Source organism: Erwinia sp. (assembly GCF_031978025.1).
In the GTDB taxonomy this organism is placed as follows: domain Bacteria; phylum Pseudomonadota; class Gammaproteobacteria; order Enterobacterales; family Enterobacteriaceae; genus Erwinia.
Map to the genome: position 1 here is coordinate 1 of NZ_DALZCD010000032.1, position 22,928 is coordinate 22,928.

17 protein-coding genes and 1 pseudogene are annotated in these 22,928 nt (G+C 51.6%); 7 read left to right on the forward strand and 11 right to left on the reverse strand.

The features are described from left to right. Positions 1-102, reverse strand: a pseudogene (locus tag RTK32_RS04205) (disulfide bond formation protein B); the annotation flags it as partial. A gap of 302 nt (positions 103-404) precedes the next feature. On the opposite strand from RTK32_RS04205, the gene fadR reads away from it, so the two are divergent. Continuing rightward, entirely contained in the window at positions 405-1,121 is a 717-nt protein-coding gene (gene fadR / locus RTK32_RS04210) for a fatty acid metabolism transcriptional regulator FadR (RefSeq protein ID WP_312042252.1), read from the forward strand. Between the two features lie 67 nt (positions 1,122-1,188). On the opposite strand, the gene RTK32_RS04215 is transcribed toward fadR, so the two are convergent. Then, a complete protein-coding gene (locus RTK32_RS04215) occupies positions 1,189-2,724 on the reverse strand; it encodes a SpoVR family protein (RefSeq protein ID WP_312042253.1) in 1,536 nt (511 codons plus the stop codon). A gap of 523 nt (positions 2,725-3,247) precedes the next feature. On the opposite strand from RTK32_RS04215, the gene RTK32_RS04220 reads away from it, so the two are divergent. Together RTK32_RS04220 and dadX are read left to right on the forward strand one after the other, a co-directional pair. Next, complete coding sequence (locus RTK32_RS04220; RefSeq protein WP_409451059.1) at positions 3,248-4,543, forward strand: D-amino acid dehydrogenase; 1,296 nt, start codon at positions 3,248-3,250, stop codon at positions 4,541-4,543. Positions 4,544-4,568: 25 nt separating this feature from the next. Further along, positions 4,569-5,639 (forward strand): catabolic alanine racemase DadX, encoded by a 1,071-nt coding sequence (gene dadX / locus RTK32_RS04225; RefSeq protein WP_312042255.1) that lies wholly within the window; start codon positions 4,569-4,571, stop codon positions 5,637-5,639. A gap of 2 nt (positions 5,640-5,641) precedes the next feature. Here the strand turns inward: dadX and RTK32_RS04230 are convergent, their stop codons facing one another. The 6 genes from RTK32_RS04230 to yeaG all read right to left on the reverse strand — a co-directional run bounded on the left by RTK32_RS04230 (position 5,642) and on the right by yeaG (position 14,659). Continuing rightward, entirely contained in the window at positions 5,642-6,832 is a 1,191-nt protein-coding gene (locus tag RTK32_RS04230) for a multidrug effflux MFS transporter (RefSeq protein WP_312042256.1), read from the reverse strand. 112 nt (positions 6,833-6,944) lie between these two features. Next, positions 6,945-8,411, reverse strand: a complete 1,467-nt coding sequence (gene wbaP, locus RTK32_RS04235; protein WP_312042257.1) for an undecaprenyl-phosphate galactose phosphotransferase WbaP — start codon at positions 8,409-8,411, stop codon at positions 6,945-6,947. A 377-nt stretch (positions 8,412-8,788) separates the two neighbouring features. Next, a complete protein-coding gene (locus RTK32_RS04240) occupies positions 8,789-9,022 on the reverse strand; it encodes a DUF1480 family protein (protein ID WP_312042258.1) in 234 nt (77 codons plus the stop codon). Between the two features lie 66 nt (positions 9,023-9,088). Continuing rightward, positions 9,089-10,816 (reverse strand): potassium/proton antiporter, encoded by a 1,728-nt coding sequence (locus tag RTK32_RS04245; protein WP_312042259.1) that lies wholly within the window; start codon positions 10,814-10,816, stop codon positions 9,089-9,091. Between the two features lie 560 nt (positions 10,817-11,376). Further along, positions 11,377-12,654: a YeaH/YhbH family protein gene (locus RTK32_RS04250; RefSeq protein ID WP_312042260.1), complete on the reverse strand. Its 1,278-nt coding sequence runs from the start codon at positions 12,652-12,654 to the stop codon at positions 11,377-11,379. 70 nt (positions 12,655-12,724) lie between these two features. Continuing rightward, positions 12,725-14,659 carry a protein kinase YeaG gene (gene yeaG / locus RTK32_RS04255; RefSeq protein WP_312042261.1) on the reverse strand — a complete coding sequence of 645 codons (1,935 nt, stop codon included), beginning with the start codon at positions 14,657-14,659 and terminating at the stop codon, positions 12,725-12,727. A 421-nt stretch (positions 14,660-15,080) separates the two neighbouring features. On the opposite strand from yeaG, the gene RTK32_RS04260 reads away from it, so the two are divergent. Both RTK32_RS04260 and RTK32_RS04265 read left to right on the forward strand, forming a co-directional pair. Next, positions 15,081-15,830, forward strand: a complete 750-nt coding sequence (locus tag RTK32_RS04260; protein ID WP_312042262.1) for a MipA/OmpV family protein — start codon at positions 15,081-15,083, stop codon at positions 15,828-15,830. Positions 15,831-15,907: 77 nt separating this feature from the next. Next, positions 15,908-16,756, forward strand: coding sequence for an aldo/keto reductase (locus RTK32_RS04265; protein ID WP_312042266.1), 849 nt, complete (start codon positions 15,908-15,910; stop codon positions 16,754-16,756). A 59-nt stretch (positions 16,757-16,815) separates the two neighbouring features. Here the strand turns inward: RTK32_RS04265 and RTK32_RS04270 are convergent, their stop codons facing one another. Together RTK32_RS04270 and gapA are read right to left on the reverse strand one after the other, a co-directional pair. Further along, a complete protein-coding gene (locus RTK32_RS04270; RefSeq protein WP_312042263.1) occupies positions 16,816-17,694 on the reverse strand; it encodes a D-hexose-6-phosphate mutarotase in 879 nt (292 codons plus the stop codon). A 67-nt stretch (positions 17,695-17,761) separates the two neighbouring features. Next, on the reverse strand, positions 17,762-18,757 hold the full coding sequence (gene gapA, locus RTK32_RS04275; RefSeq protein ID WP_312042264.1) for a glyceraldehyde-3-phosphate dehydrogenase: 996 nt from the start codon (positions 18,755-18,757) through the stop codon (positions 17,762-17,764). Between the two features lie 336 nt (positions 18,758-19,093). Here gapA and msrB point away from each other — a divergent pair, with 336 nt between their 5' ends. Both msrB and RTK32_RS04285 read left to right on the forward strand, forming a co-directional pair. After that, positions 19,094-19,498, forward strand: a complete 405-nt coding sequence (gene msrB, locus RTK32_RS04280) for a peptide-methionine (R)-S-oxide reductase MsrB (RefSeq protein WP_312042267.1) — start codon at positions 19,094-19,096, stop codon at positions 19,496-19,498. Between the two features lie 5 nt (positions 19,499-19,503). After that, positions 19,504-19,779: a YeaC family protein gene (locus RTK32_RS04285; RefSeq protein ID WP_253453748.1), complete on the forward strand. Its 276-nt coding sequence runs from the start codon at positions 19,504-19,506 to the stop codon at positions 19,777-19,779. Positions 19,780-19,863: 84 nt separating this feature from the next. Here RTK32_RS04285 and RTK32_RS04290 read toward each other — a convergent pair whose 3' ends face one another. Further along, positions 19,864-22,641 carry a hypothetical protein gene (locus tag RTK32_RS04290; protein ID WP_312042265.1) on the reverse strand — a complete coding sequence of 926 codons (2,778 nt, stop codon included), beginning with the start codon at positions 22,639-22,641 and terminating at the stop codon, positions 19,864-19,866. Positions 22,642-22,928 lie beyond the last annotated feature (287 nt).

Consider the following 22,928-nt stretch of genomic DNA (forward strand, 5'->3'; position numbering starts at 1 on the left):
GTGCTGGAAATAAAGCGCCACCATTTCCAGGGCAAAAGCCGTCAGCGCCATAAGTAGCCAGGCACCACGACCGCGAGAACTGCTATTAAAATAGTGCAACATAATCAATCCCTGTAATAAGCGTTGAACCGGCAGTGTAAACCAAAAGCGCTGCCGTGCCAGCCACTATGCGGCAAATTTACGCGGCTGAAAACGGCGTGGTTTAGCCGCTATGTAAAAAAATGTATCGTTACGGCCGCCTTGTGAAAGTGGCCGGGACTTAACAGCGTAAATCAAAGGCTTCATTTCAGGAGAAATGCGATTTCAGCAGCATTTTACGCTGCGGCCAGTCTAGGTGAGGGCCAAACCATCTGGTATGATGAGCCGAATTTTTGCAGTCATGAACGCAACGGAAACAATACGCTATGGTTATTAAGGCCCAGAGCCCTGCGGGTTTCGCGGAAGAATATATTATCGAAAGTATCTGGAACAACCGCTTTCCACCGGGATCGATTCTGCCTGCCGAACGCGAGCTGTCGGAGTTAATCGGCGTGACCCGCACCACGTTGCGTGAAGTGCTACAGCGTCTGGCGCGCGATGGCTGGCTGACTATTCAACACGGCAAACCTACGCAGGTAAATAATTTCTGGGAAACATCTGGCTTAAGTATCCTGGAAACGCTGGCGCGCCTCGATCATGACAGCGTCCCGCAACTAATCGACAGCCTGCTTTCGGTACGCACTGATATTTCCTCCGTGTTTATTCGCCGCGCTATTCGTATTCATCCGGATAAAGCTGAAGCGGTCCTGGTCACTGCACAGCAGGTTGAAGACAAGGCAGAAGCCTATACCGACCTGGATTACAATATCTTTCGCGGACTGGCTTTTGCCTCCGGCAACCCTATTTACGGGCTGATCCTCAACGGACTGAAAGGACTCTACACGCGCGTGGGACGTCACTATTTCTCTAACCCGGAAGCTCGTCGCGTGGCGCGTGATTTTTATCAGCAGCTGCTAACGATTTGTCAGACTCAGCAGCTGGATAAGATTGTGGAAACCGTACGTGATTATGGCCATCGCAGCGGTGAAATCTGGCACGGGATGCAAAATACTCTGCCCGCGGAATCGGGCGTGCGCCGTTAATTTTTTTGTAAAAGCACGCGTTGGCTGCATAAAAAAGCCGGTCCTGAAGACCGGCTTTTTCAGATCGTTAAAGAGAAGAAGGTCGGGGTGGACAGCGGTCAAGAATTTCGGTGCTGCCGTCGTCATTTTGCTGTTCCAGATGGACATCGAATCCCCAGAGACGATGGACATGCTTTAACACCTCGCGGCGGCTTTTATCCAGCGGCGCGCGGCTGTGCGGAACATAGCGCAGCGTCAGGGACCGATCGCCGCGCAAATCGACATCATAAACCTGAATGTTGGGTTCCAGATTGCTCAGATTATACTGTGCAGAAAGCTGCTGGCGAATAGCCCGATAGCCTGCTTCATCATGGATGGCGGCTATTTCCAGAAAATTATTGCGATCGTCGTCCATCACCGTAAACAGGCGGAAATCACGCATGATTTTTGGTGATAAAAACTGACTGATAAAACTCTCATCCTTAAATTCACGCATCGCGAAATGCAGCGTCTCCAGCCAGTCTGAACCGGCAATATCAGGGAACCAATAGCGATCTTCTTCCGTCGGCTCCTGACAGATACGTTTAATATCCTGAAACATAGCGAAGCCCAGCGCGTAAGGGTTAATGCCGTTATACCACTGGCTGTTATAGGGCGGCTGATAAACCACGTTCGTATGGCTGTGCAAAAATTCCAGCATAAAGCGCTCGCTGACTTTGCCCTCATCATACAAATGATTAAGGATGGTGTAGTGCCAGAAGGTCGCCCAGCCTTCGTTCATAACCTGGGTCTGCTTTTGCGGATAAAAATACTGGCTAACCTTACGGACAATACGCAGGATTTCGCGCTGCCACGGCTCCAGCAGCGGCGCATTTTTCTCCATAAAGTACAGCAGATTTTCCTGGGGCTCGTTGGGATAGCGCGCCGCTTCGGTATGCGTCGTCTCCGCTTCGCGGCGCGGCAACGTACGCCACAGCATATTCACCTGGCTTTGCAGATACTCTTCGCGGCTGCGCTGGCGAGCTTTCTCTTCCTGCAAAGAGATTTTTTGCGGGCGTTTGTAGCGATCGACGCCGTAGTTCATCAGCGCATGGCACGAGTCCAGCAGCCGCTCGACTTCCTCCACGCCATAGCGTTCTTCGCATTCGCTAATATAGTTACGGGCAAAAATCAGGTAGTCGACGATGGAGCTGGCATCCGTCCAGCTTCGAAACAGATAGTTGTTTTTAAAAAAGGAGTTATGGCCGTAACAGGCGTGTGCCATCACCAGTGCCTGCATCGTAATGGTATTTTCTTCCATCAGATAGGCGATACAGGGATTGGAGTTGATGACGATCTCATAAGCCAGGCCCTGTTGGCCATGCTTATAACGCTGTTCGGTTTCGATAAACTTTTTACCGAATGACCAGTGCGCGTAGTTGATTGGCATCCCGACGCTGGAATAAGCATCCATCATCTGCTCCGAAGTAATGACTTCGATTTGATGAGGATAGGTATCCAGTCGATAGAGTTTGGCGACGCGGTCAATCTCTTCAAGGTAGACGTCCAGCAGATCGAACGTCCAGTCGGGACCGTCGCTGAGCCGTTGGCTGTTCGTTACAGACTCATCAAAGATAGTCGTCATAGCGCACCCCTTTTTTAAAACCGGTTTTCGACGTTACATCAGTAGCGACATAAATCCGTTTTCATTATGACCTGCCATGACGCTGCCGCTGTCGGAGCAGATCTGGAATTGAAGCCAGTAACTCAATGATAGTTCACTCTCTCCGATCGCTCAGGCGAATACAATGGAAATCTTTGGCAGAAAATAGAGCCGAAGTCGAAAAATCATTTTAACGTCAGGGAAAGCGCAAAAAATAATAATAAGGACAGAATAATATCCTGTATAACGACGGAAAGTGCGGCGTAATAATATTCTGCTGAGGAAGCAGGAAAATTCCGCCTGTGCAGTTATTTGCTGCTGCCGCTCTTAATAATGCAATATTAAACTCCGATTTATCACCGGCACCTTGTTTTTATTCCCCTCCAGGGTAAAAAAGAAGAATAATATTGTTACATCGCGCCCGCTGTCTTCCCGCAGCTTTTTTCACCGCAGCGGCCGCATGTATCCAGTGTATTCATCTATGAAAATCGGCGGTGGAGTAGCGATGCGAGTTGTCATTCTTGGAAGCGGCGTAGTGGGTGTAGCCAGCGCCTGGTATCTGGCCCAAAGTGGGCATGAGGTGACGGTTATCGATCGTCAACCGGACGTGGCGCTGGAAACCAGCGCAGGCAACGCAGGACAAATTTCCCCGGGCTATGCAGCACCCTGGGCGGCGCCCGGCGTGCCGTTAAAGGCGATAAAATGGATGTTTCAGCGCCACGCACCGCTGGCTATCCGGCCGGATGGCAGTCGTTTCCAGCTGGCGTGGATGTGGCAAATGCTGCGTAACTGCGATATGCGTCACTATCAGGAAAATAAAAGCCGCATGGTACGTATTGCTGAATACAGTCGTGACTGTATGAAAGCGCTACGTCAGCAGACCGGCATCGCCTATGAAGGACGGCAGGGCGGTACGCTGCAGCTGTTCCGTACCGCGCAGCAATTTGAAAGCGCCACCAAAGATATTGCGGTATTAAAAGAGGCGGGGGTGCCGTATGAACTGCTGGAAGCCAGCCAGCTGGCCGAGGCGGAACCCGCGCTGGCGGCGACAAAACATCTGTTAACCGGCGGTCTGCGCTTGCCTAATGATGAGACCGGTGACTGTCAGCTGTTTACCCGACAGCTGGCAGAGATGGCAAAGGCGGCAGGCGTTACTTTCCGCTTTAATACACCTGTTGACGCCCTGTTACAGGAACATAATCAGATTGCCGGCGTGAAATGCGGAGCTGAGGTCGTTACGGCGGACGCGTATGTTGTGGCGTTTGGCTCTTATTCCACCTCGCTGTTGAACGGTATGATGGCTATTCCCGTCTACCCGCTGAAAGGGTATTCACTGACTATCCCGATTACTCATCCTGAGGCGGCGCCGGTATCCACCGTGCTGGACGAAACTTACAAAGTGGCGATTACGCGTTTTGACAACCGGATCCGCGTGGGTGGCATGGCGGAGATCGTTGGCTTTAATACAAAACTGCTGCCCGCCAGACGCGAAACGCTGGAAATGGTGGTACGGGATCTCTATCCGCAGGGCGGCGATCTTGCGCAGGCAACTTTCTGGACCGGGCTGCGGCCGATGACGCCGGACGGAACGCCGATTGTCGGCCGTACGCCGTTTAAAAATCTTTACCTGAATACCGGTCACGGAACGCTCGGTTGGACCATGGCCTGCGGCTCCGGGCAGCTGCTTTCTGATATTATCTCAGGACGCGCTCCGGCGATTGCCGCTGACGATTTATCGGTAATGCGCTATCTGCCGGGTTATCAGCCTGCTACAGGCCCGATCCTGCACGGCGCACGCTAGTTATCCGCTTATAACAGGAGAAGTTATGTCTCGTCCTATTGTCGCAACCCTCGACACCAGCGCGTTGCGGCATAATCTGGCTGTCGTCCGCCAGGCTGCTCCCCGCTCGCACGTCTGGTCGGTAGTAAAAGCCAATGCCTACGGACACGGTATTGCTCGCGTCTGGCAAAGCCTGTCAGAGACAGACGGCTTCGCGCTGCTGAATCTTGAAGAGGCCATTATGCTGCGCGAAAGCGGCTGGAATAAGCCCATTTTGCTGCTGGAAGGGTTTTTCCATCCGGATGAGCTTCCCATTCTGGATCGCTACCGGCTCACCACCAGCGTGCACAGTAACTGGCAGATTCAGGCGTTGGCGAAAGCGAAGCTTTCCGCTCCGCTGGATATTTACCTGAAAATGAACAGCGGCATGAACCGGCTTGGTTTTCAGCCCTCGCTGGTGCAGCAGGTATGGCAGAAGCTAAAAACGCTGCCCAACGTGGGGGAGCTGACGCTGATGGCCCATTTTGCCGAAGCGGAAAGCAATGAGGGCATTACGGAGCCGATGAGGCGTATCAATCAGGCGGCAGAAGGGCTGGATTGCCCGCGCTCGCTGGCAAATTCGGCGGCCACGCTTTGGCATGACGACACGCATTATGACTGGGTTCGGCCAGGCATTATCCTTTATGGCGCATCGCCCAGCGGTGACTGGCAGGATGTCGCCAGCAGCGGGTTGCGTCCCGCTATGACGCTGAGCGGAGAGATCATTGCTGTCCAGTCACTCAGACACGGGGATGCGGTAGGGTATGGTGCACGCTATCGTGCCAGCGACGAGCAGCGTATTGGCATTGTTGCCTGCGGCTACGCTGATGGCTATCCGCGCCACGCTCCCACCGGCACGCCGGTGTGGGTGGACGGGGTCAGAACGCAGCTTGTCGGGGCGGTATCAATGGATATGATTACGGTGGACCTGACGCCCTGTCAGCAGGCGGGCATCGGCAGCCAGGTAGAGATGTGGGGCAATAACATCAAAATCGACGAGGTAGCTAAAGCTGCCGGTACGGTAGGTTACGAGCTGATGTGCGCGCTCGCGCCCCGCGTACCGGTAAACGTTATTTGAGGCTAAAGCGCGGTCAGCGTGCCGCGCACTTTTTTACTGTAATACCAGGCCGTTCCCGTCAGGAGTGCGCCTGCAACCATCATCAGCGCCAGTGAAGATTTCTCCGCCAGCGGCAGTGCCATGGCCAGCAATCCACCAGAAGCGCCGCCGGCCATCTGGATAAAGCCCGCCAGTGCCGATGCAACGCCCGCCTGTTTCTGATAAGGCTCCAGTGCATAGCTGGTGGCCGGGCCGACAGTAAAAGCCAGACCCGCCACGGATACCGCCACGGGCAGCATATAGAGCGCCCAGTGCTGCTGCCATGCGGCCGGGAGCAGCAGCACGCCGCCCATCAGCATTATCGCACCCAACGTCATCGCCACGCAGCCCGTTGCCAGACAAATCGGGCGTCCCAGCTTGCGGATCATTTTGTTGACCAGCACGCTCACCAACATTATCCAGAAGCCGTTGGCGCCAAAAGCAACGGAGAACTGCAGCGCGGAGAGCTGGCCCTCGGTCATTAATACCTGCGGCGCGAGCGAGACGTAAGTCAGCACCATACCCAGTGCGCCCGCGTTAGCAAAGGCAAAAGCCAGGAAGCGTGGTTGCCGCAGGATTTGCCAGTATTGACGTAGCGGTATTCCCTTTACGGCCAGCGTGCCTGCCGGACGGGTTTCCGGTAAAAAGAAAATGACCAGCAGGCCAATCACGACCGCGTAAGCGGTTAAAAACCAGAAAGGTGCGCGCCAACCAAAGGCCTCGGCAAGGAACCCGCCCAGCATCGGTGCCAGCGCCGGAACAATATTCAGGGCACCGTTCAGAAAGCCGTAGGCACGAGCAGCATCGTCACCGTCAAGCCGGTCGCGCACGCCACTAAAAGCCACCACTGCGGTACAGCAGACGGCGCAGCCTTGTACCACGCGCGCGCAAAGGAATTGCGGCCAGCTTTCAGCCGTGGCGGCCAGAACGCTACCGACCACATACAGCAGCAGACCGGCCAGGGCCACAGGCTTCCTGCCCAGGTTGTCCACCAGCGGACCGGCAACAATTTGCCCCAGGCCCATCACCAGCAGAAATAGCGGGATAGTGGTTTGCACGGTGCTGACCGGCGTATTCAGCCCCAGCGCGATATCGGGTAGCGTCGGCAAATAGAGATCGATGCCAAGCGGCGCTAACAGAACCAGGCTGAGAAGAAGTAAGGTGAATTTTTGCATCGGGGCGGCGACGTCCAGTAAAAAAAGCAAGCCGCACAGAGTAGTGATAACGGGGAGAAAAGAAAAGAAAAACTTATGGGGCGGTGCCGCAGCGACCGCCCCGGATCTTAGCTTAGTAGGCGCCGTCGCGACGCAGCACTACACCAGCGGTTTTAAACAGAATGGCAATATCAGTCCACAGCGCCCAGTTTTTCACATACCAGGAGTCGAAGTAGACGCGCGTATCGTAGTCGATATCGTTACGACCGCTGACCTGCCACAGGCCGGTCATGCCGGGCTTGGCCATCAGATAATAATCGACATCGCCCGCGTAGCGCTCCAGCTCGGCTTCAATCACCGGACGCGGCCCCACCAGGCTCATCTCGCCACGAATAACGTTCCACAGCTGAGGCAGCTCGTCCAGGCTGGTTTTACGCAGGAAAGCACCAATTTTCGTGACGCGCGGATCGTTTTTCAACTTAAAGTCTTTATCCCATTCGGCTCGCGCTTCGGCACTGGTCGCCAACAACTCTTCCAGGACTTCTTTCGAATTGGTCACCATTGAGCGAAACTTCAGGCATTTAAACTTCTTACCGTCCTGTCCGACGCGTTCATGTCCGTAAATTTTGTTACCACCGTCCCGGCCAACCAGCCAGCAAATCAGGCCAAAAGCGGGCGCCAGAAACAGCAGCAGCATTGAAGCCACCACCACATCAAACACGCGTTTCAGGAAGCGGGAAGAGCGTTTTGCCAGATTATTGCTGACGCGCAGGATCATCACTTCATGACTAAAGATGAAAGACATATCGGTACCGTAGAGCGGCACGCCGCGTAGCGTGGGGACAACCGAGACGCTGCGGCATTTCTTTTTCGACAGCAGCTTCAGCCACTTGTCACGCATCGCCTGCTGCTCATATTCCATGGCAACAATAAACTGGGTATTTTCCAGATCGACCGTGTCCCAGACGATGTCTTTAGCCGTAATAACCGGTACGCCGTTCAGGCTTTCCGCCCCCGTATGGCCGTTGGAGGCGACAAAGGCTTTCACCTCATAACCCAGAATCTCTTCGCTCTGCAGCGCCGCGTAGGCCTCACGGGCGTTTTTGCCAGAGCCGATAATGATAGTTTGCTTCTGCCACTGTCCCGCTTTCAGAATGGCGTGCTTAACGCTCGAGCGCAGCAACGGTACCAGAATCAGAGCGTAGATCCAGGTGAAGCTCCACAGCAGGCGAGAGAAATCCCATTTTGAAAAGGCAATCAGCGCCAGGTCGAGCAGCGAGAAAATGACCAGGGTTTTGATAATTTCTTTTAGCTCAAACCAGAAAGGCTTACGGTAGGTGTAGTGACGAAGCCGCATCCAGAACCAGGCCGTACAGACTACGGACATCACAAACTGGGCGGTAAAGCGTATATGTACTTCCTGAGGGGGAAGAAATATATCCAGGTTTCCCCAAATACCTTGTACGGTTGCCGTAGATAAAAAAAGCGCCAGGTTAATTGAAATTAAGTCACTAAGACTTAATGCCAGCTTGGCGATAATGTTTTTCCGGGTGCCGCTAAATGCACGGCGACGGTCATTCAGTACCAGAGTACTTGCCATAATGCCTGCTCTCTTTTCATAAGGGATTGCTGACCTGACGAGGATCAAGCACGCGTTCAGGAGTTATCATACTGAAATTAAAAGTTTTAAATTCAGCGTAGTGAATAGTTAACGGCCGTATGTTTCAGAAGAATAAATAAATGAAACACGTCGGCGTTGTTTCATCATGAAGCAGGAAGAGTATGCAGGAGTACAGGAAGTTAGTTAATACGGGTAATTCCTAAAATGGCAGAGTTGCTTTTTGCAAAGTAATAAAGAGGAAGCGAAGCGGGAAATAAATGACAGAAGATAATTTATGACAGGCGTATAGCAAATATAAGACATTATTATAGCTCGCCGCCGCGAAATAACGCGGCGGCAAGATAACGGGCACAAACTCAGGCTGGCTTTTTCAGTACCCACTGATCCTGCTCAGTGTCATAGTGGCCGATAGCCAGATCGACAGGTTCGCCATCAATCCAGGCGGGCACGCTGGTCTCATTATCCCACCCGTCGAGCTGGTAGCTCAGCGCCGGGTTGGTCTTGCAGGGAATAACGACCGTATCGACATGTGCGGCATCCAGTTCTGCGTCGATAATTTCATAGCGACCAATCTTTACGACATGACCCATGATTTTCTCCCTTCCGGATAGATACGAACCTTAAGGGTAGTCGTTATTTACCGATTGGCCCCAGGATTATTCTCGCTCTTCCGCCATGCGCACGCCGATTTTCACTATTTCGTTATCCTGCTTTTCCGCCACGGTCCAGATCATGTCTTTCCATTCCACCTGATCGCCCACTACTGGCGCACCGCCAATCATGCTGGCAACCAGATGTCCCAGCGTTTGCTGCATATTGATTTCTTCATCCAGCTCAATGCCGTAAATTTCGGAAACGTCATGCAAACGGGCATCGGCCTGAAGAATAAAGTCGCCGAAAAAGCGCTGATCGAGCGAAACGGGTGGGGACTGGCTGAACAATTTCCCCAGTTCGGGCAGATCCTTTTCACGGCCAATCACGCACAGCACGTCGCCTTCACGCAGGCGCGTATTACCGGTTGGGTGAAGCAGCAGGTTGTCGCGGAAAAGGGCGGCGATACGCGTCTCGCGCGGCATTTTCAACTCGCGTAGTGCCGCGCCAATACACCATTTGTCACTGCCCAGCTGATAAACGAACTGTTCCCATGGATTTTCAGGGTGGATATCCAGCCCGACACGGGAAATGGGCGAGGCGGTAGGGGGAACGATCACCCTGGCTTTGCGAGCGGCGTAGCCGAGAGAGGTGCCCTGTACCATCAGCGAAACCAGCACCACAAAGAAAGCAATATTAAAGAACAGCGAGGCGTGCGGCAGACCGGCCATCATGGGGAAAACCGCCAAAATAATAGGCACCGCACCGCGCAAGCCGACCCAGCTGATAAAGAAGCGCTCACGCGTGGTAAAACCGCGAAACGGTAGCAGGCCGACAAAAACGGAAAGCGGGCGCGCAAACAATATCAGCCACAGCGACAACAGCATAGCCGGTAGCGCGATATTCCAAAGATCGGTAGGGTTCACCAGCAGACCCAGTACCAGGAACATGCCGATTTGGCTTAGCCACGCCATCCCGTCAAAGGTTTGCAGAATGCCGTGCCGGTTACGAATCGGGTTATTACCCAGCCAGAAACCGCAAAGATAGACCGCCAGGATGCCGCTGCCTTCCAGTACGGTGGTCAGCGCAAAGACTAAAATACCGCCGCTGACGGCCAATAGTGGATAAAGTCCACCGGGCAGCGAGACGCGGTTAATCAGCTGGAGCAGCGCCCAGCCGCCGCCCAGACCCAAGACGATACCCAGACCAAACTGCTGGATCAGATGCACGATGAACATCCAGCTCAGTCCGGTCTGACCCTGCTCAATCATTTCAATTAGCGTAATGGTCAAAAATACGGCCATCGGATCGTTGCTGCCGGATTCCATTTCCAGCGTGGCGCTGACGCGTTCATTTAGCCCTTTGCCGCCGAGCAGTGAAAAAACCGCCGCTGCGTCGGTAGAGCCAATAATCGCTCCCACCAGGAAGCCTTCAATCAGGCTCAGGTTAAACAGCCAGGCGGCCGCCATGCCGGTCAAACCGGCGGTGATCAATACGCCAATGGTTGACAGCGACAGCGCCGGTCCCAACGCCACTTTAAACGAACTGGCCTGAGTGCGCATTCCGCCATCCAGCAGGATCACCGCCAGCGCCAGGTTACTGATCAGATAAGCCGCAGGATAGTTATCAAAAGCAATGCCACCAATACCGTCCACGCCAGCCAACATGCCCAGAACGAGGAAAATAACCAGAATAGGAATGCCGAGCTTTGAAGAGAAGGAACTGAGCAAAATGCTTGCCGCCACCAGCACTGAACCGATGATAAACAGACTATAGATAGCACTGGCTTCCAATGGGGCAATCTCCTGTATCTGATAAAAATTTGCCTGAATGGCGGGGTATAAGCATACCCTGAATAACGTAATAGGGGCAATTTTGTTTCGCCACGGCTGTTTTTGGTAGTTTTCTGCGGCTTCCGGTAACAAGTGTATGATAATTTAGATATTCTGCGGCCATCGCAAGAATAATAGTAACAAATAGCCTCTGATTTTGACATCAGAATTCGATTAATGTCGTGAGCCTGAGAGGGGCTGGTGGGGCAGAAGAGGGCGAAACGATAGAAAGAAGAAGTATTTACTGTGTAGTCAGCATTGTTAAGCGTGGCCTGTGCCCCACTTTTAACGTATGCCGATGCGAAGCGTAGGCCACAGCTGTTAAGGTTGCCTTCAGCCTTACCGAATGCCCGATAAACAGTTTAAAGAGCAGCAAAACCCGCCAGGGCAAAAAATGCGGCAACGACAGATCAGGTTAAAATTCGCATAATGACGTGAAAAACAGAAGAAGTGGAGAAAGAAGCCTTGCAGCAAGCAAAAAGATCAGCCAGCCCGAAGAGCTGACTGATACGTCATTGTTTTCAGGCGTTTTCAGCCTGTTTGTGGAAAAGTTCGCGGAAAACAGGATAAATATCTTCCGGTTCACGAATATGTTGGATGGCAAAGTTATCGAACATTGCCTGTAAATGTTCATACTCGCGCCAGAGGGTCTGATGAGCGCGTCGGGTAATTTCGATATAGCTGTAATACCGTACGACCGGTAAAATATTTTTAGCCAGAATTTCATGACAAAGCGGCGAATCATCCGCCCAGTTATCGCCATCGGAGGCCTGAGCGGCGTAAATGTTCCACTGTGCCGGATCGTAACGCTCTTTAACCACTTCATCCATCAGCTTGAGGGCGCTCGAAACGATGGTGCCGCCTGTTTCCTGCGAATAGAAAAACTCCTGCTCATCCACCTCTTTTGCCTGCGTATGATGGCGGATATAAACAACGTCCACGTTTTTATAGGTTCGGCTCAGGAACAGATAGAGCAGAATATAAAAGCGTTTAGCCATATCTTTGGTTGCCTGATCCATCGAGCCGGACACATCCATCAGACAGAACATTACCGCCTGGCTGGACGGTTCAGGGCGCTTCTCGAAATTTTTATAACGCAGGTCAAAAGTATCGATAAAGGGCACACGCTTGATACGGGCACGCAGATCGGCGATTTCCTGACGCAGCCGCTCTTCTTCCAGCAGCCGGGCCGGTTCCGCTTTCTGCACCGCTTCCAGTGCGGCCTCCAGTTCACCCAGCATTCTCCGTTTCCCGGCGGTCATGGCCGTACGCCGCGCCAGCGAGTTCTGTAGCGAACGCACTACGCTGATGTTGGCCGGGACGCCATTAGAGGTAAAGCCGGCACGGTGCACCTTATACTCGTTCATTTGCCGGTGCTGATTCTTTTTCAGATTCGGCAAAGCCAGGTCTTCAAATAACAGATCCAGATACTCGTCTTTTGAGATATTAAAGACAAATTCGTCTTTACCCTCTCCATCCTGGCTGGCATTGCCCTGACCGCTACCGCCGCCACCGCCGCCACCCTGAGGGCGCTCCACCCGGTCATTTTGCACGAAGTGGTCATTGCCAGGATGGACGCGATGACGCTGCCCGCCCCGACCCTGATGAAAGACAGGTTCGTTGATATCATCAATTGGAATAGAAACAGATTCGCCGCTCTCAACGTCGGTTACCGAACGCTTATTAATGGCCTCGGCGATCGACTGTTTGATTTGCGACTTATAGCGGCGCAAAAAGCGCTGGCGATTGACCGCGCTTTTGTTTTTGCCGTTAAGACGCCGATCGATAAAATAGGCCATAACTCCCCCAAACAACGGTGCTGTTGGGTCAGGTTCACTGACCCACAGGAAGACATTTATGAAGTCGGGATCACGATGATTTTCTCACGCGCAAATACCATTCGCACAGCAGACGAACCTGCTTGCGGGTATAGCCTTTTTCCATCATACGATCGACGAAATCATCATGTTTTTTCTGTTCATCCGTGGACGTTTTGGCATTAAATGAAATAACCGGCAGCAGTTCCTCGGTATTGGAGAACATTTTCTTCTCAATGACCGTGCGCAGTTTTTCGTAGCTGGTCCAGTTGGGATTACGCCCGCTGTTGTGGGCACGGGCACGCAGCACAAAATTGACGATTTCATTACGGAAGTCTTTCGGGTTACTGATCCCCGCAGGCTTCTCGATTTTTTCCAGCTCCGCATTCAACGACTCGCGGTCGAACAGCTGACCGGTGTCCGGGTCGCGATATTCCTGATCCTGGATCCAGAAATCGGCATAGGTGACATAGCGGTCAAAGATGTTCTGACCATATTCTGAATAAGACTCCAGATAGGCGGTCTGGATCTCTTTGCCAATGAACTCGGCATATTTCGGGATCAGATAGCCTTTCAGGTGCTCAAGGTATTTTTCGGCGATATCCTGCGGGAACTGCTCACGTTCAATCTGCTGCTCCAGCACGTAGAACAGATGTACCGGGTTGGCGGCAACTTCGGTATGATCGAAGTTAAACACGCGCGAAAGAATTTTAAAGGCGAAACGGGTCGATAAACCGTTCATTCCCTCATCTACACCAGCGTAATCACGATATTCCTGGTAGGACTTGGCTTTTGGATCGGTGTCTTTCAGGCTTTCGCCGTCGTAGACGCGCATTTTAGAATAAGTGCTGGAGTTTTCCGGTTCTTTCAGGCGAGAAAGGATCGAGAAGCGAGCCAATGTCTCCAGCGTGCCGGGTGCGCAGGGCGCGTGCGTCAGCTCACTGTGATCCAACAGCTTGTCGTAGATCTTGATCTCTTCCGACACACGCAGACAATAAGGCACCTTAACGATGTACACACGGTCAAGGAACGCCTCATTATTTTTGTTATTACGGAAGGTGACCCACTCTGATTCATTCGAGTGCGCCAGAATAATACCGTTGAACGGCAGAGCAGAAATCCCCTCGGTACCATTATAGTTACCTTCCTGAGTGGCCGTCAGCAGGGGATGCAGCACCTTAATAGGCGCTTTAAACATCTCGACAAATTCCATTATCCCCTGGTTAGCCCGACAGAGTGCGCCAGAGTAACCGTAGGCATCAGGATCGTTCTGCGCGTGGTTTTCCAGTTTACGGATATCCACCTTACCTACCAGCGCGGAAATATCCTGGTTGTTCTCATCCCCCGGTTCGGTTTTGGCAATAGCAAGCTGTTCCAGGATTGACGGCCAGACTTTCACTACTTTGAAGCGCGAAATATCGCCGCCAAACTCATGCAGGCGTTTAGCCGCCCAGGGTGACATGATTGTACCGAGATAACGCCGCGGCACGCCGTATTCTTTCTCAAGGATATTGGCATCTTCCTGCGGATTAAACAGGCAGAGCGGGTGATCGTTGACCGGGCTGCGCTCGCCATCGGCGCTGAGGACGTAAATGGGCACGCGTTGCATTAAGGATTTTAACCGCTCAGCAAGCGAGGACTTACCGCCGCCCACCGGCCCCAGCAGATAGAGGATCTGTTTCTTCTCTTCCAGCCCCTGCGCGGCGTGCTTCAGATAAGAGACAATCTGCTCTATGGCCTCTTCCATGCCGTAAAATTCTTCAAAAGCCGGATAGCGTGCGATGACGCGGTTGGAAAACAGTCGGGAAAGGCGTGGCTCCTGGGCAGTGTCGACCATTACTGGCTCACCAATAGCCGTTAACAATCTTTCTGCCGCGTTGGCGTATGCACTGCGATCTTGCCGACAAACGGTAAGAAATTCCTGCAGTGTGAACTCTTCGTCCTTGGCAGCTTCATAACGCTGACGATAGTGATCGAATATATTCATAGCGATGCCCGTCCTTTCTTTTTTAGCACAGGTACCAGGAGCCTAATGAGGGAAAGCCCCTGAAGGAACTTATAATGAGTACAGCAACCCTTATGCCAACCTGACTTCTAATCGGGGTACACAACAATGTTGGTTACTCTGCTCTTTAAACTTAGCGTCTTTGATTAAAGCTTAGTTGGCATTCAGGAAATTTCCTGAACCTCCTTGCATTTCTGATGCAATTTCAATAACAAAGTCAGAATTGATCTAAGCGCTTCCCCTTGCCTGATGCGGGCTGGCGGGATTTTGTAAATAAGCGCGCCGGGTGAGAACAGGGTTAAAGTTGATTCTGAGTGCGGCAGAATATTTAAAATTTTAAACAAACGATGTAACGCTGATAAACTATGTGAGTCGATTGTTATATTTATGGAATGAATTAATTGTGAACTATTTCAAAGTTAGCGCGGTTGCCGCGCTTTTACCCCTCTGTTTTACCGCTGCAGTGGCACATGCCAATCCGTTAACCCTTGGCGCATCGGTGATTTACAGCCAAAGCCCTTATAAGGGCGGAGACGATCGCTATTACCCGTTGCCGGTCATCAATTATGAAGGCGACAGTTTTTATGTGCGCAGCCTGACGGCGGGCTACTACCTCTGGAAAGATTCACAGGATCAGCTGTCGTTGACGGTGTTAGGCTCGCCACAGAATTTTGATCCTGACGATACGGATAACAAGCAGCTGAAAGCGCTGGATAAGCGTCATATGACGCTGATGGGCGGCCTTGCCTACCGACATGCGGCTGACTGGGGCACGGTCAGAACGGTTGTTGCCGGTGATATGTTGGATAACAGCAACGGCTTTATCTGGGATCTGACTTACCTCTACAGCTTCCACTTCGGTGATTTCACCCTGACGCCGGGTATCGGGGCGCTCTATAGCAGCGAAAACCAGAATGATTACTACTATGGCGTTTCCAAAAGAGAATCGCGCCGTAGCGGCTTGCGCAGCTACGATGCCGACGACAGCTGGAACCCGTACCTGGAGCTGACGGCTGCATGGGCGATTAATCAGAGCTGGAACGCGACCGTTGCCGGCCGCTATACGCGCCTGAGTGATGAAGTCAAAGACAGCCCGATGGTAGACAAAGATTCGCAGGTCGCCATTTGGACCGGCGTGAGCTACACCTTTTAACGGGATTTGCACCATCAAAGGGCGCTTTGCGCCCTTTTGCATTATGGTGGCGATCCAAAACAGTGCAGGAGGGCATGATGACCAAATCCGTAACCCTGTCCGGGGTAAGGGTACCGGTGATTGGGCAGGGCACCTGGTATATGGGCGAAGACAGCAGTAAACGGGCGCAGGAAGTCGCCGCGTTGCAGGCTGGCCTGGAATATGGGTTAACACTGATTGATACGGCAGAAATGTATGCTGACGGCGGGGCCGAAGAAGTGGTAGGTGAAGCGTTACGCGGCCGCCGCGACAGCGCGTACCTGGTTTCAAAGGTGTATCCGTGGAATGCAGGCGTCGAGGATGCTATGGATGCCTGCGAACGTAGTCTGCGTCGCCTGCAAACCGACTGCCTCGATCTTTATCTTCTCCACTGGCGTGGGACGGTTCCGCTGGAAGAAACCATCCTGGCTATGGAAAAACTCCAGCAGGCGGGCAAAATTCGCCAATGGGGGGTATCAAATTTTGACAGCAGTGACTTAAAAGAACTGCTGTCAGAAGAGGGGGGCAAAGCCTGTACGGCTAACCAGGTGCTTTACCATCTGGCTTCCCGCGGCATCGAGTATGATTTACTGACGGACTGCCAGCAGCATGCGATACCCGTTATGGCCTATTGTCCACTGGCGCAGGCTGGCCGTCTGCGGCACGATCTGCTGAATCACACCGTACTGAACAAGATTGCACAACAAAAGGGCGTGACGGTAGCCCAGCTGTTGCTGGCATGGGTTATTCGCCAGGAAGGCGTGATGGCGATCCCCAAAGCGGGCTCATTGCACCATATAGCGGAAAACGCTGCCGCGCTGGAAATGGTGCTGAGCCATGAGGAAATCGCGCTCATTAACGAGGCTTTTCCCCCGCCAGATCGCAAAATGCCGCTGGACGTGGTTTAGTCCCGCAGGCGGGCCTGGTGCCCGCCGTCGTTCCAGGCGCGTCGGCGCATTTTACTCTTCTAAGCGCGTCTGCGCACTTTAATCGTTGTGGCCAGCCGGGCCGGGGTTTCACCCGCGCTTATCATAGGCTGCGTTACGTGCGCCGTCTCCACGCATACCATGCTTTTATAGCCTTCATTTGCCATATCACCCATGCTGCAAGAAAGCGCGGGACCGGGATTCCACGTGACAACGTCACTGTGGTAGTGGTGATACACCTCAATTATCCTGTCGCCTGCCTTATCGCTGATTACGCTGCAATCTTCCGGCTGGGTAAAGATGCGGTCGACACGGTCAGGATAAGTTTGCCTGCCGCCAGCCAAGTGGCCTTCAGCGTTGTCTTTGACCTTATCAATATAAGGCTGGCCGAGGCCACTTACCTCCACGCCAGCAATATCCTCAACGGCAAAGTAGCTGTGCAGCGCGCCGGTTGCTTTAAAATCACCATGTGCTTCCAGCTCAATTTCACAGCGTTCACTAAAGCGGAACCGGGCAAAAAGCGTGAAATCGTGCGGCCAGAATTTTTTAGTTTGTTCACTGCTTTCCAGCACCAGCGTTAACATCACGCTCTCATCGTTCTCATCATGCGCCGACAGCGTCCAGGGCAGTGAGCGGGCAAAGCCGTGCGCGGGCTCGCCAGCCGGGCCGAACCATGGCCAGCACACGGGCACGCCGCCACGAATAGCTTTGCCGGTCGTCCACGCCGTTTTTTCGCTTAGCCAGATCACGGGTTTTTCACCGCTGGGCTGCCAGGCGACCAGCTGTGCGCCCTGAAGGGTCACGGCTGCACGCACCCGGGGATGCACAATGACGACTACAGGCAGTTCGCCCATTAAGCGCAGGGAAATATAGGGCGTGATTTGGTCGGCAACGGGCAGCGAAAAAAGTTTTTCGTTCATCGAAGCTCCTGTTATTTAGCGAAAAAAAAGGGCGACCGCAGTCGCCCTCAGGATTAGCTTATCGCGATTATTTTGCGATATGCGCGATCAGATCCAGCACCTTGTTAGAGTAACCGGTTTCGTTATCGTACCAGGAAACCAGCTTAACAAAGGTGTCGCTCAGCGCGATACCGGCCTTGGCGTCGAATACGGAAGTCAGGGTTTCGCCGTTGAAATCGGTAGAAACCACTTCGTCTTCGGTGTAGCCCAGGATACCTTTCAGTTCGCCTTCAGCAGCGGCCTTAATGGCTTCACAAATTTCTTTGTAAGAAGCAGGCTTGGCCAGACGCGCGGTCAGGTCAACTACGGAAACGTTAGGCGTTGGTACGCGGAATGCCATACCGGTCAGTTTACCGTTCAGCTCAGGGATCACTTTACCTACCGCTTTAGCTGCGCCGGTAGAAGAAGGGATGATGTTCTGAGAAGCGCCACGGCCGCCGCGCCAGTCTTTGTGAGACGGGCCATCAACGGTTTTCTGCGTGGCGGTGGTGGCATGAACGGTGGTCATCAGTGCTTCAACGATACCAAACTTGTCGTTGATGACTTTAGCCAGTGGTGCCAGGCAGTTAGTGGTACAGGAGGCGTTAGAAACAATTTCCTGGCCAGCATAAGCCTTGTGGTTAACGCCCATAACGAACATTGGGGTGTCATCTTTTGACGGACCCGTCAGAACCACTTTCTTCGCGCCAGCCTGGAGGTGTTTACGAGCGGTTTCGTCGGTCAGGAAGATACCTGTTGCTTCGGCAACCACGTCAACGCCGACTTCGTCCCACTTCAGGTTAGCTGGATCTCTTTCAGCGGTAACACGGATGGTTTTGCCGTTAACAACCAGATGGCCATCTTTAACTTCTACCGTGCCGTCGAAACGACCGTGCGTAGAGTCATACTTCAGCATGTAAGCCATGTACTCGGCGTCCAGCAGATCGTTGATTGCAACGATTTCTACGTCAGAACGCTGCTGAGCAGCACGGAAAACGATGCGACCGATGCGGCCAAAACCGTTGATACCTACTTTGATAGTCATATATTCCACCAGCTGTTGTTAGTGAATAAAAGGTTGGCTGTAAAATTACAAAAACCTTATCAGGCGTCAAGCGGAATCGCTTCAATAGTTGCGACAAATCAAACCCTGGAGCAGGAATAATCGCCTGAAAACGCCTTCCGCGACGAGCGTCTTACCTTTAGTTTGGGGCATTCAGCCCGAATATAAAGGGGTGGGTATGGTAAAGGGTGATCCAGGTCACATTTTCAATGCCCGCTCACTTTCGGACTCCGCCTGAGCATGAAAAATCCCCTGGCGTTGTTATGTATTTGTTAGAATGTTATGAATCTTCAGACCACTTTGCCAGAGATATTGACTATGGCCGAACGCCCACTTAAGCCCGAAACAGATCTAAACGAGATGCAGCGCTACGTGACTCAACAGCGGGGTACAGAGCCGCCGTACTCCGGCAAACTGCTGCATAACAAGAGTGAGGGCATTTATCACTGCCTCGTTTGCAATTCGCCACTGTTCCTGTCCGGCACGAAATATGATTCCGGCTGCGGCTGGCCCAGCTTTTATCAGCCATACGGCGACGAGGCTATCCGTTATCTGGAAGATGACACTCACGGCATGCAGCGCATTGAAATTCGCTGCGGCACCTGTGATGCCCATCTGGGGCACGTCTTTCCCGATGGCCCGCAGCCCACAGGCGAGCGCTACTGTGTCAACTCTGCCTCATTAAGCTTCACCGATGAGGAAGGCACTCAGATTAAAGGATAGACGCTATGGAGCTTGATGAGATTATTGCCGCAATGACCCCGGAAGTTTATCAGCGACTGGCCACAGCGGTAGAAACCGGGAAATGGGCCGATGGCGTAGCCCTGACGCCGGAGCAAAAAGAAAATAGCCTGCAGCTGGTGATGTTATGGCAGGCGCGTCATAACGATGAACCGCAGCATATGAGCGTAGGCAAGGGCGGCGAAATGGTGACGAAAAGCAAAAAGCAGCTGAAAGAAGAATTTGGCATTGACGATGACATTACGCCCATTCGGCTGCATTAAGACCTGAACGTTATGATGGATCCGGCTACCTTGAAGGTAGCCGGATCGCGGCAGGTGACAGAAGGCTCTCCGCTTATCCGGGCATTAACGGATAAAAGAGGCGCGAGACGTGAAGCCCGCAGGCACCGTCTCGCTGACGCCGTCATAACAAAAGTCGACCTTTTCAAGACGTTGGCTTAACAAAATCTGGTTCTGTTGAGTAAAGCTAATAATGGCTAAAGCCATACTCGCCTTCTGTGTAAGCTGGCTGCTGCGGTACAACGTGAAGTTTTTCAGGCGATAACGGGCGTTCTTTTTCAGCGTAGCGAGTTCCTGTCTCATTTTAGCTTTAGCCAGTTTGTCGGGCTGGTTGGCAAGACGTTTCTCCTGTTCTTCAAGGCTTGTACGTTGCTGCCTGTCACTTTCAATGAGTTCATAATTCGCGAAGACATGGATGGAGACATCTTTACCCATGCTCCCCCTCTCCTGTTGCTGCAGAGAATGCACTATTTCTTTCAGGTCCTGGCGGAGAAGAGAGAAATGCTCTCTGGTACCGGCCAATGCTTTAAGCGTCATTTTATTATTTTTATTGGCTGAATGGATCACGGGCAGGTTAGCCACCTCCTGCAGGCCTGATTGCTTAATTAGCGTATCCGGCAAAGCATTCGCTACAATAGAGTGTTCGGGGGTCACCTTTTTCCCGTCATCCGTAAATAAGGTAACCTCAGTTTTTTCTTTATGAAATAGTGATGGCGAACTAAGAGTAGTGGCGTTTTTATCCTGTTGTAAGGGAAGGGGAAAACAGAGCACAGGATCGCTGACGTATACAGGGATCGGCATAATGGTATTCTCATTGAACAATTCTGCTTCGATATTTGCCGCGCTAAGGGTTTTAACCTTAACCTGTGCTTTTATATCATTTCCCTCGATAGTTTTTTCCTTTTTTATATCCAGCTTTAACAGATTAGCGCTCAGGCTTGCGCCTGCTGCTGAGCGGGGAAGCACCACAAAAGTGTTGTTAAGCATTCGGCCATTTTGTACTCTGCCTTCCACCTTGCACTCTACTTTTAAGATAAGACTTTTTTTGACGCGTTTTTTTACTTCGGCTTCTTTAATAATCTGCGATTCAATATCGCCAGAGGCCTTAGCCGTTAGCATGCTGTCCAGAAAGGCTTTTACATTTTCTTTTTTCAGGGCGAAACTGAAGCTGTCGCTGTTTGTACTGTTTGCCATTAATATTATGTTCGCTTCCAAAGGCATAACGGTCATGTAATTAGCGCCGCCTGCCGCAAGAAGATTCTTTTCCAGCCCCTGCCCGGTGCCGATAAACGGTGTTAAAGAACGGGTTTTCTCGTTGGCGAAAGTGAAGAGGATATTGCCCTTCTGGTCAGGAGAGAGAATCAAATTATGGCTCGACATAATGGAGCCGACGATGCCGTCAAACCAGCCCGGATTAAAAGGGACACCGCCTGCCGCAGTGCCTAAAAAAAAAGAGAGCGCGTTATTAAAGCTTAAGGTTAAAGCCTCATCGGGCGCGAGTTTACTGACTATCTGGAGCAGGCTGGCAGCCAGCGTCTCTTTATCCGCCGTCAGGCCGGTCGCCGCCGCAACGAGCTGGCGAAGTTGCTTATTGTTCGCAAACGTTGTAGCACGATTTTTAGCCAGGAGCGTTGCTGAAGTAGCGGCAGAATAGCGCTTGTCTGTTTTATGCTGTTTGATTAAGTGACGGCTGGTGGTGAGAATAGCTTCCACGCCAGGATCAAGACTTTTCACTCCTTCTTGCATCGCTTGCGAGCGGTTTCCTTTATAGTTTTCTTCTTTGGCTTTTTTTAAATGAATACGGAACCGATCGAGGTTGTTTAAAATCAGTGGAATGTATTTGCTGCTAAAATTACCGAGTCGGGTCGAAGTAAAAGGTTGACCTGAATGGTATTTCTCGTAAGGATCGGCCCCCAGCCGATTGGCCAGTGACTGGCCGGGTTTATGGCTCAGGTGTCTGGCGGAAACCTTTTTTTCTGATATATGTAACGGGTCAAGATAAACAATCCTTTTTTTATTTTTTTTGGCCAACTCAAGCTGCAGTAAGTGACCTGATTTCTTTACCGATATTAACCTAATGCCCTTTTTTAAGGGAAGAGTGACATCGTAAGCACAAAGAGAGTAGTCGAGTTTTTTTTCTGTAGTCTCTATGGTGTCCAGATACAGCTTCCCTTCTTCAAATGAAAAAGAGATGTTTTTCCCTTCTGATATTTTGAAGGTAAGATTGTCGACCTGAGGACCATTGTAAGGCTTGATAAGGATTTCAATTTGTTCTCTCCTGAACTCCTGATCGTAATGTCCGGGGTGATTTTTTATTGTAATAGCATGAAGCGTTCCTTCCTTTAAATTTTTACCTATCAAAACGCCGTGCTCATTGATAAATAATCTGCTAAAGCGAGGGGGAGCACACCCTTCGAGTGCCACTATTGAAGCCGTTTGATACTTAAAACCCGTCGCATATTTTTTTAGCAGACCTTTGACAAGGTTATGGCTTTCTCCCTTGATTAACATCAGCTCGCCATTTTCATTGAGCGTAATACCATGCTGATTGTAAGGGACGGCCGATGCTGCCCCGAGAGAAATGTAGTTGCTGGCATCGATAGCACGGTAATCATCAATTTTATTATAAATCAGCTCGCTACGAAAATTAATAAATTCTGCCAGCGCACCTTCTGATAAGTTTTCTTTTTTTTCGCTCCTTTTTAAGACGGGTGACAAACAGAAGTCGCTGTTTTTTATATCTGCAATAGCGCCAGCAAAAGAATGGCGCCTCTCTATTTGGCAAGGCGTTCGCCGGTAGAAAGGTAGATGCACATCATTCAGGCTGGATGAGCGGGTCAACATTTATTATATCCTTATATGAAATTATGACTATGGTGATGTTAAAAGGGGTCAATAATAAAATCTATTTATTTTTCTGGAGCTGCGTCTCAAATCGGGAGATTTATTGCGATATTAAAGTAAAAGAAATGTATTTTATGGATGAGATTTTAATTTTTATCTTTAAAAGAAATGTTGACCAATACTGTAAGTTTAATAAAGGTTAATGCTCCGCCGTTCTGATTACGCTGGTTGACTGGTTGACTGGTTGACTGGTTGACTGGTTGACTGGTTGACTGGTTGACTGGTTG

Coding starts and splice junctions, on each gene's coding strand:
- wbaP (WP_312042257.1), bottom strand. CDS start 8,411: ATGGCAAGTACTCTGGTACTGAATGACCGTCGCCGTGCATTTAGCGGC.
- RTK32_RS04265 (WP_312042266.1), top strand. CDS start 15,908: ATGACCAAATCCGTAACCCTGTCCGGGGTAAGGGTACCGGTGATTGGG.
- RTK32_RS04270 (WP_312042263.1), bottom strand. CDS start 17,694: ATGAACGAAAAACTTTTTTCGCTGCCCGTTGCCGACCAAATCACGCCC.
- RTK32_RS04285 (WP_253453748.1), top strand. CDS start 19,504: ATGGAGCTTGATGAGATTATTGCCGCAATGACCCCGGAAGTTTATCAG.
- RTK32_RS04240 (WP_312042258.1), bottom strand. CDS start 9,022: ATGGGTCATGTCGTAAAGATTGGTCGCTATGAAATTATCGACGCAGAA.
- RTK32_RS04220 (WP_409451059.1), top strand. CDS start 3,248: ATGCGAGTTGTCATTCTTGGAAGCGGCGTAGTGGGTGTAGCCAGCGCC.
- RTK32_RS04250 (WP_312042260.1), bottom strand. CDS start 12,654: ATGGCCTATTTTATCGATCGGCGTCTTAACGGCAAAAACAAAAGCGCG.
- yeaG (WP_312042261.1), bottom strand. CDS start 14,659: ATGAATATATTCGATCACTATCGTCAGCGTTATGAAGCTGCCAAGGAC.
- RTK32_RS04215 (WP_312042253.1), bottom strand. CDS start 2,724: ATGACGACTATCTTTGATGAGTCTGTAACGAACAGCCAACGGCTCAGC.
- dadX (WP_312042255.1), top strand. CDS start 4,569: ATGTCTCGTCCTATTGTCGCAACCCTCGACACCAGCGCGTTGCGGCAT.
- RTK32_RS04230 (WP_312042256.1), bottom strand. CDS start 6,832: ATGCAAAAATTCACCTTACTTCTTCTCAGCCTGGTTCTGTTAGCGCCG.
- msrB (WP_312042267.1), top strand. CDS start 19,094: ATGGCCGAACGCCCACTTAAGCCCGAAACAGATCTAAACGAGATGCAG.
- fadR (WP_312042252.1), top strand. CDS start 405: ATGGTTATTAAGGCCCAGAGCCCTGCGGGTTTCGCGGAAGAATATATT.
- RTK32_RS04290 (WP_312042265.1), bottom strand. CDS start 22,641: ATGTTGACCCGCTCATCCAGCCTGAATGATGTGCATCTACCTTTCTAC.
- gapA (WP_312042264.1), bottom strand. CDS start 18,757: ATGACTATCAAAGTAGGTATCAACGGTTTTGGCCGCATCGGTCGCATC.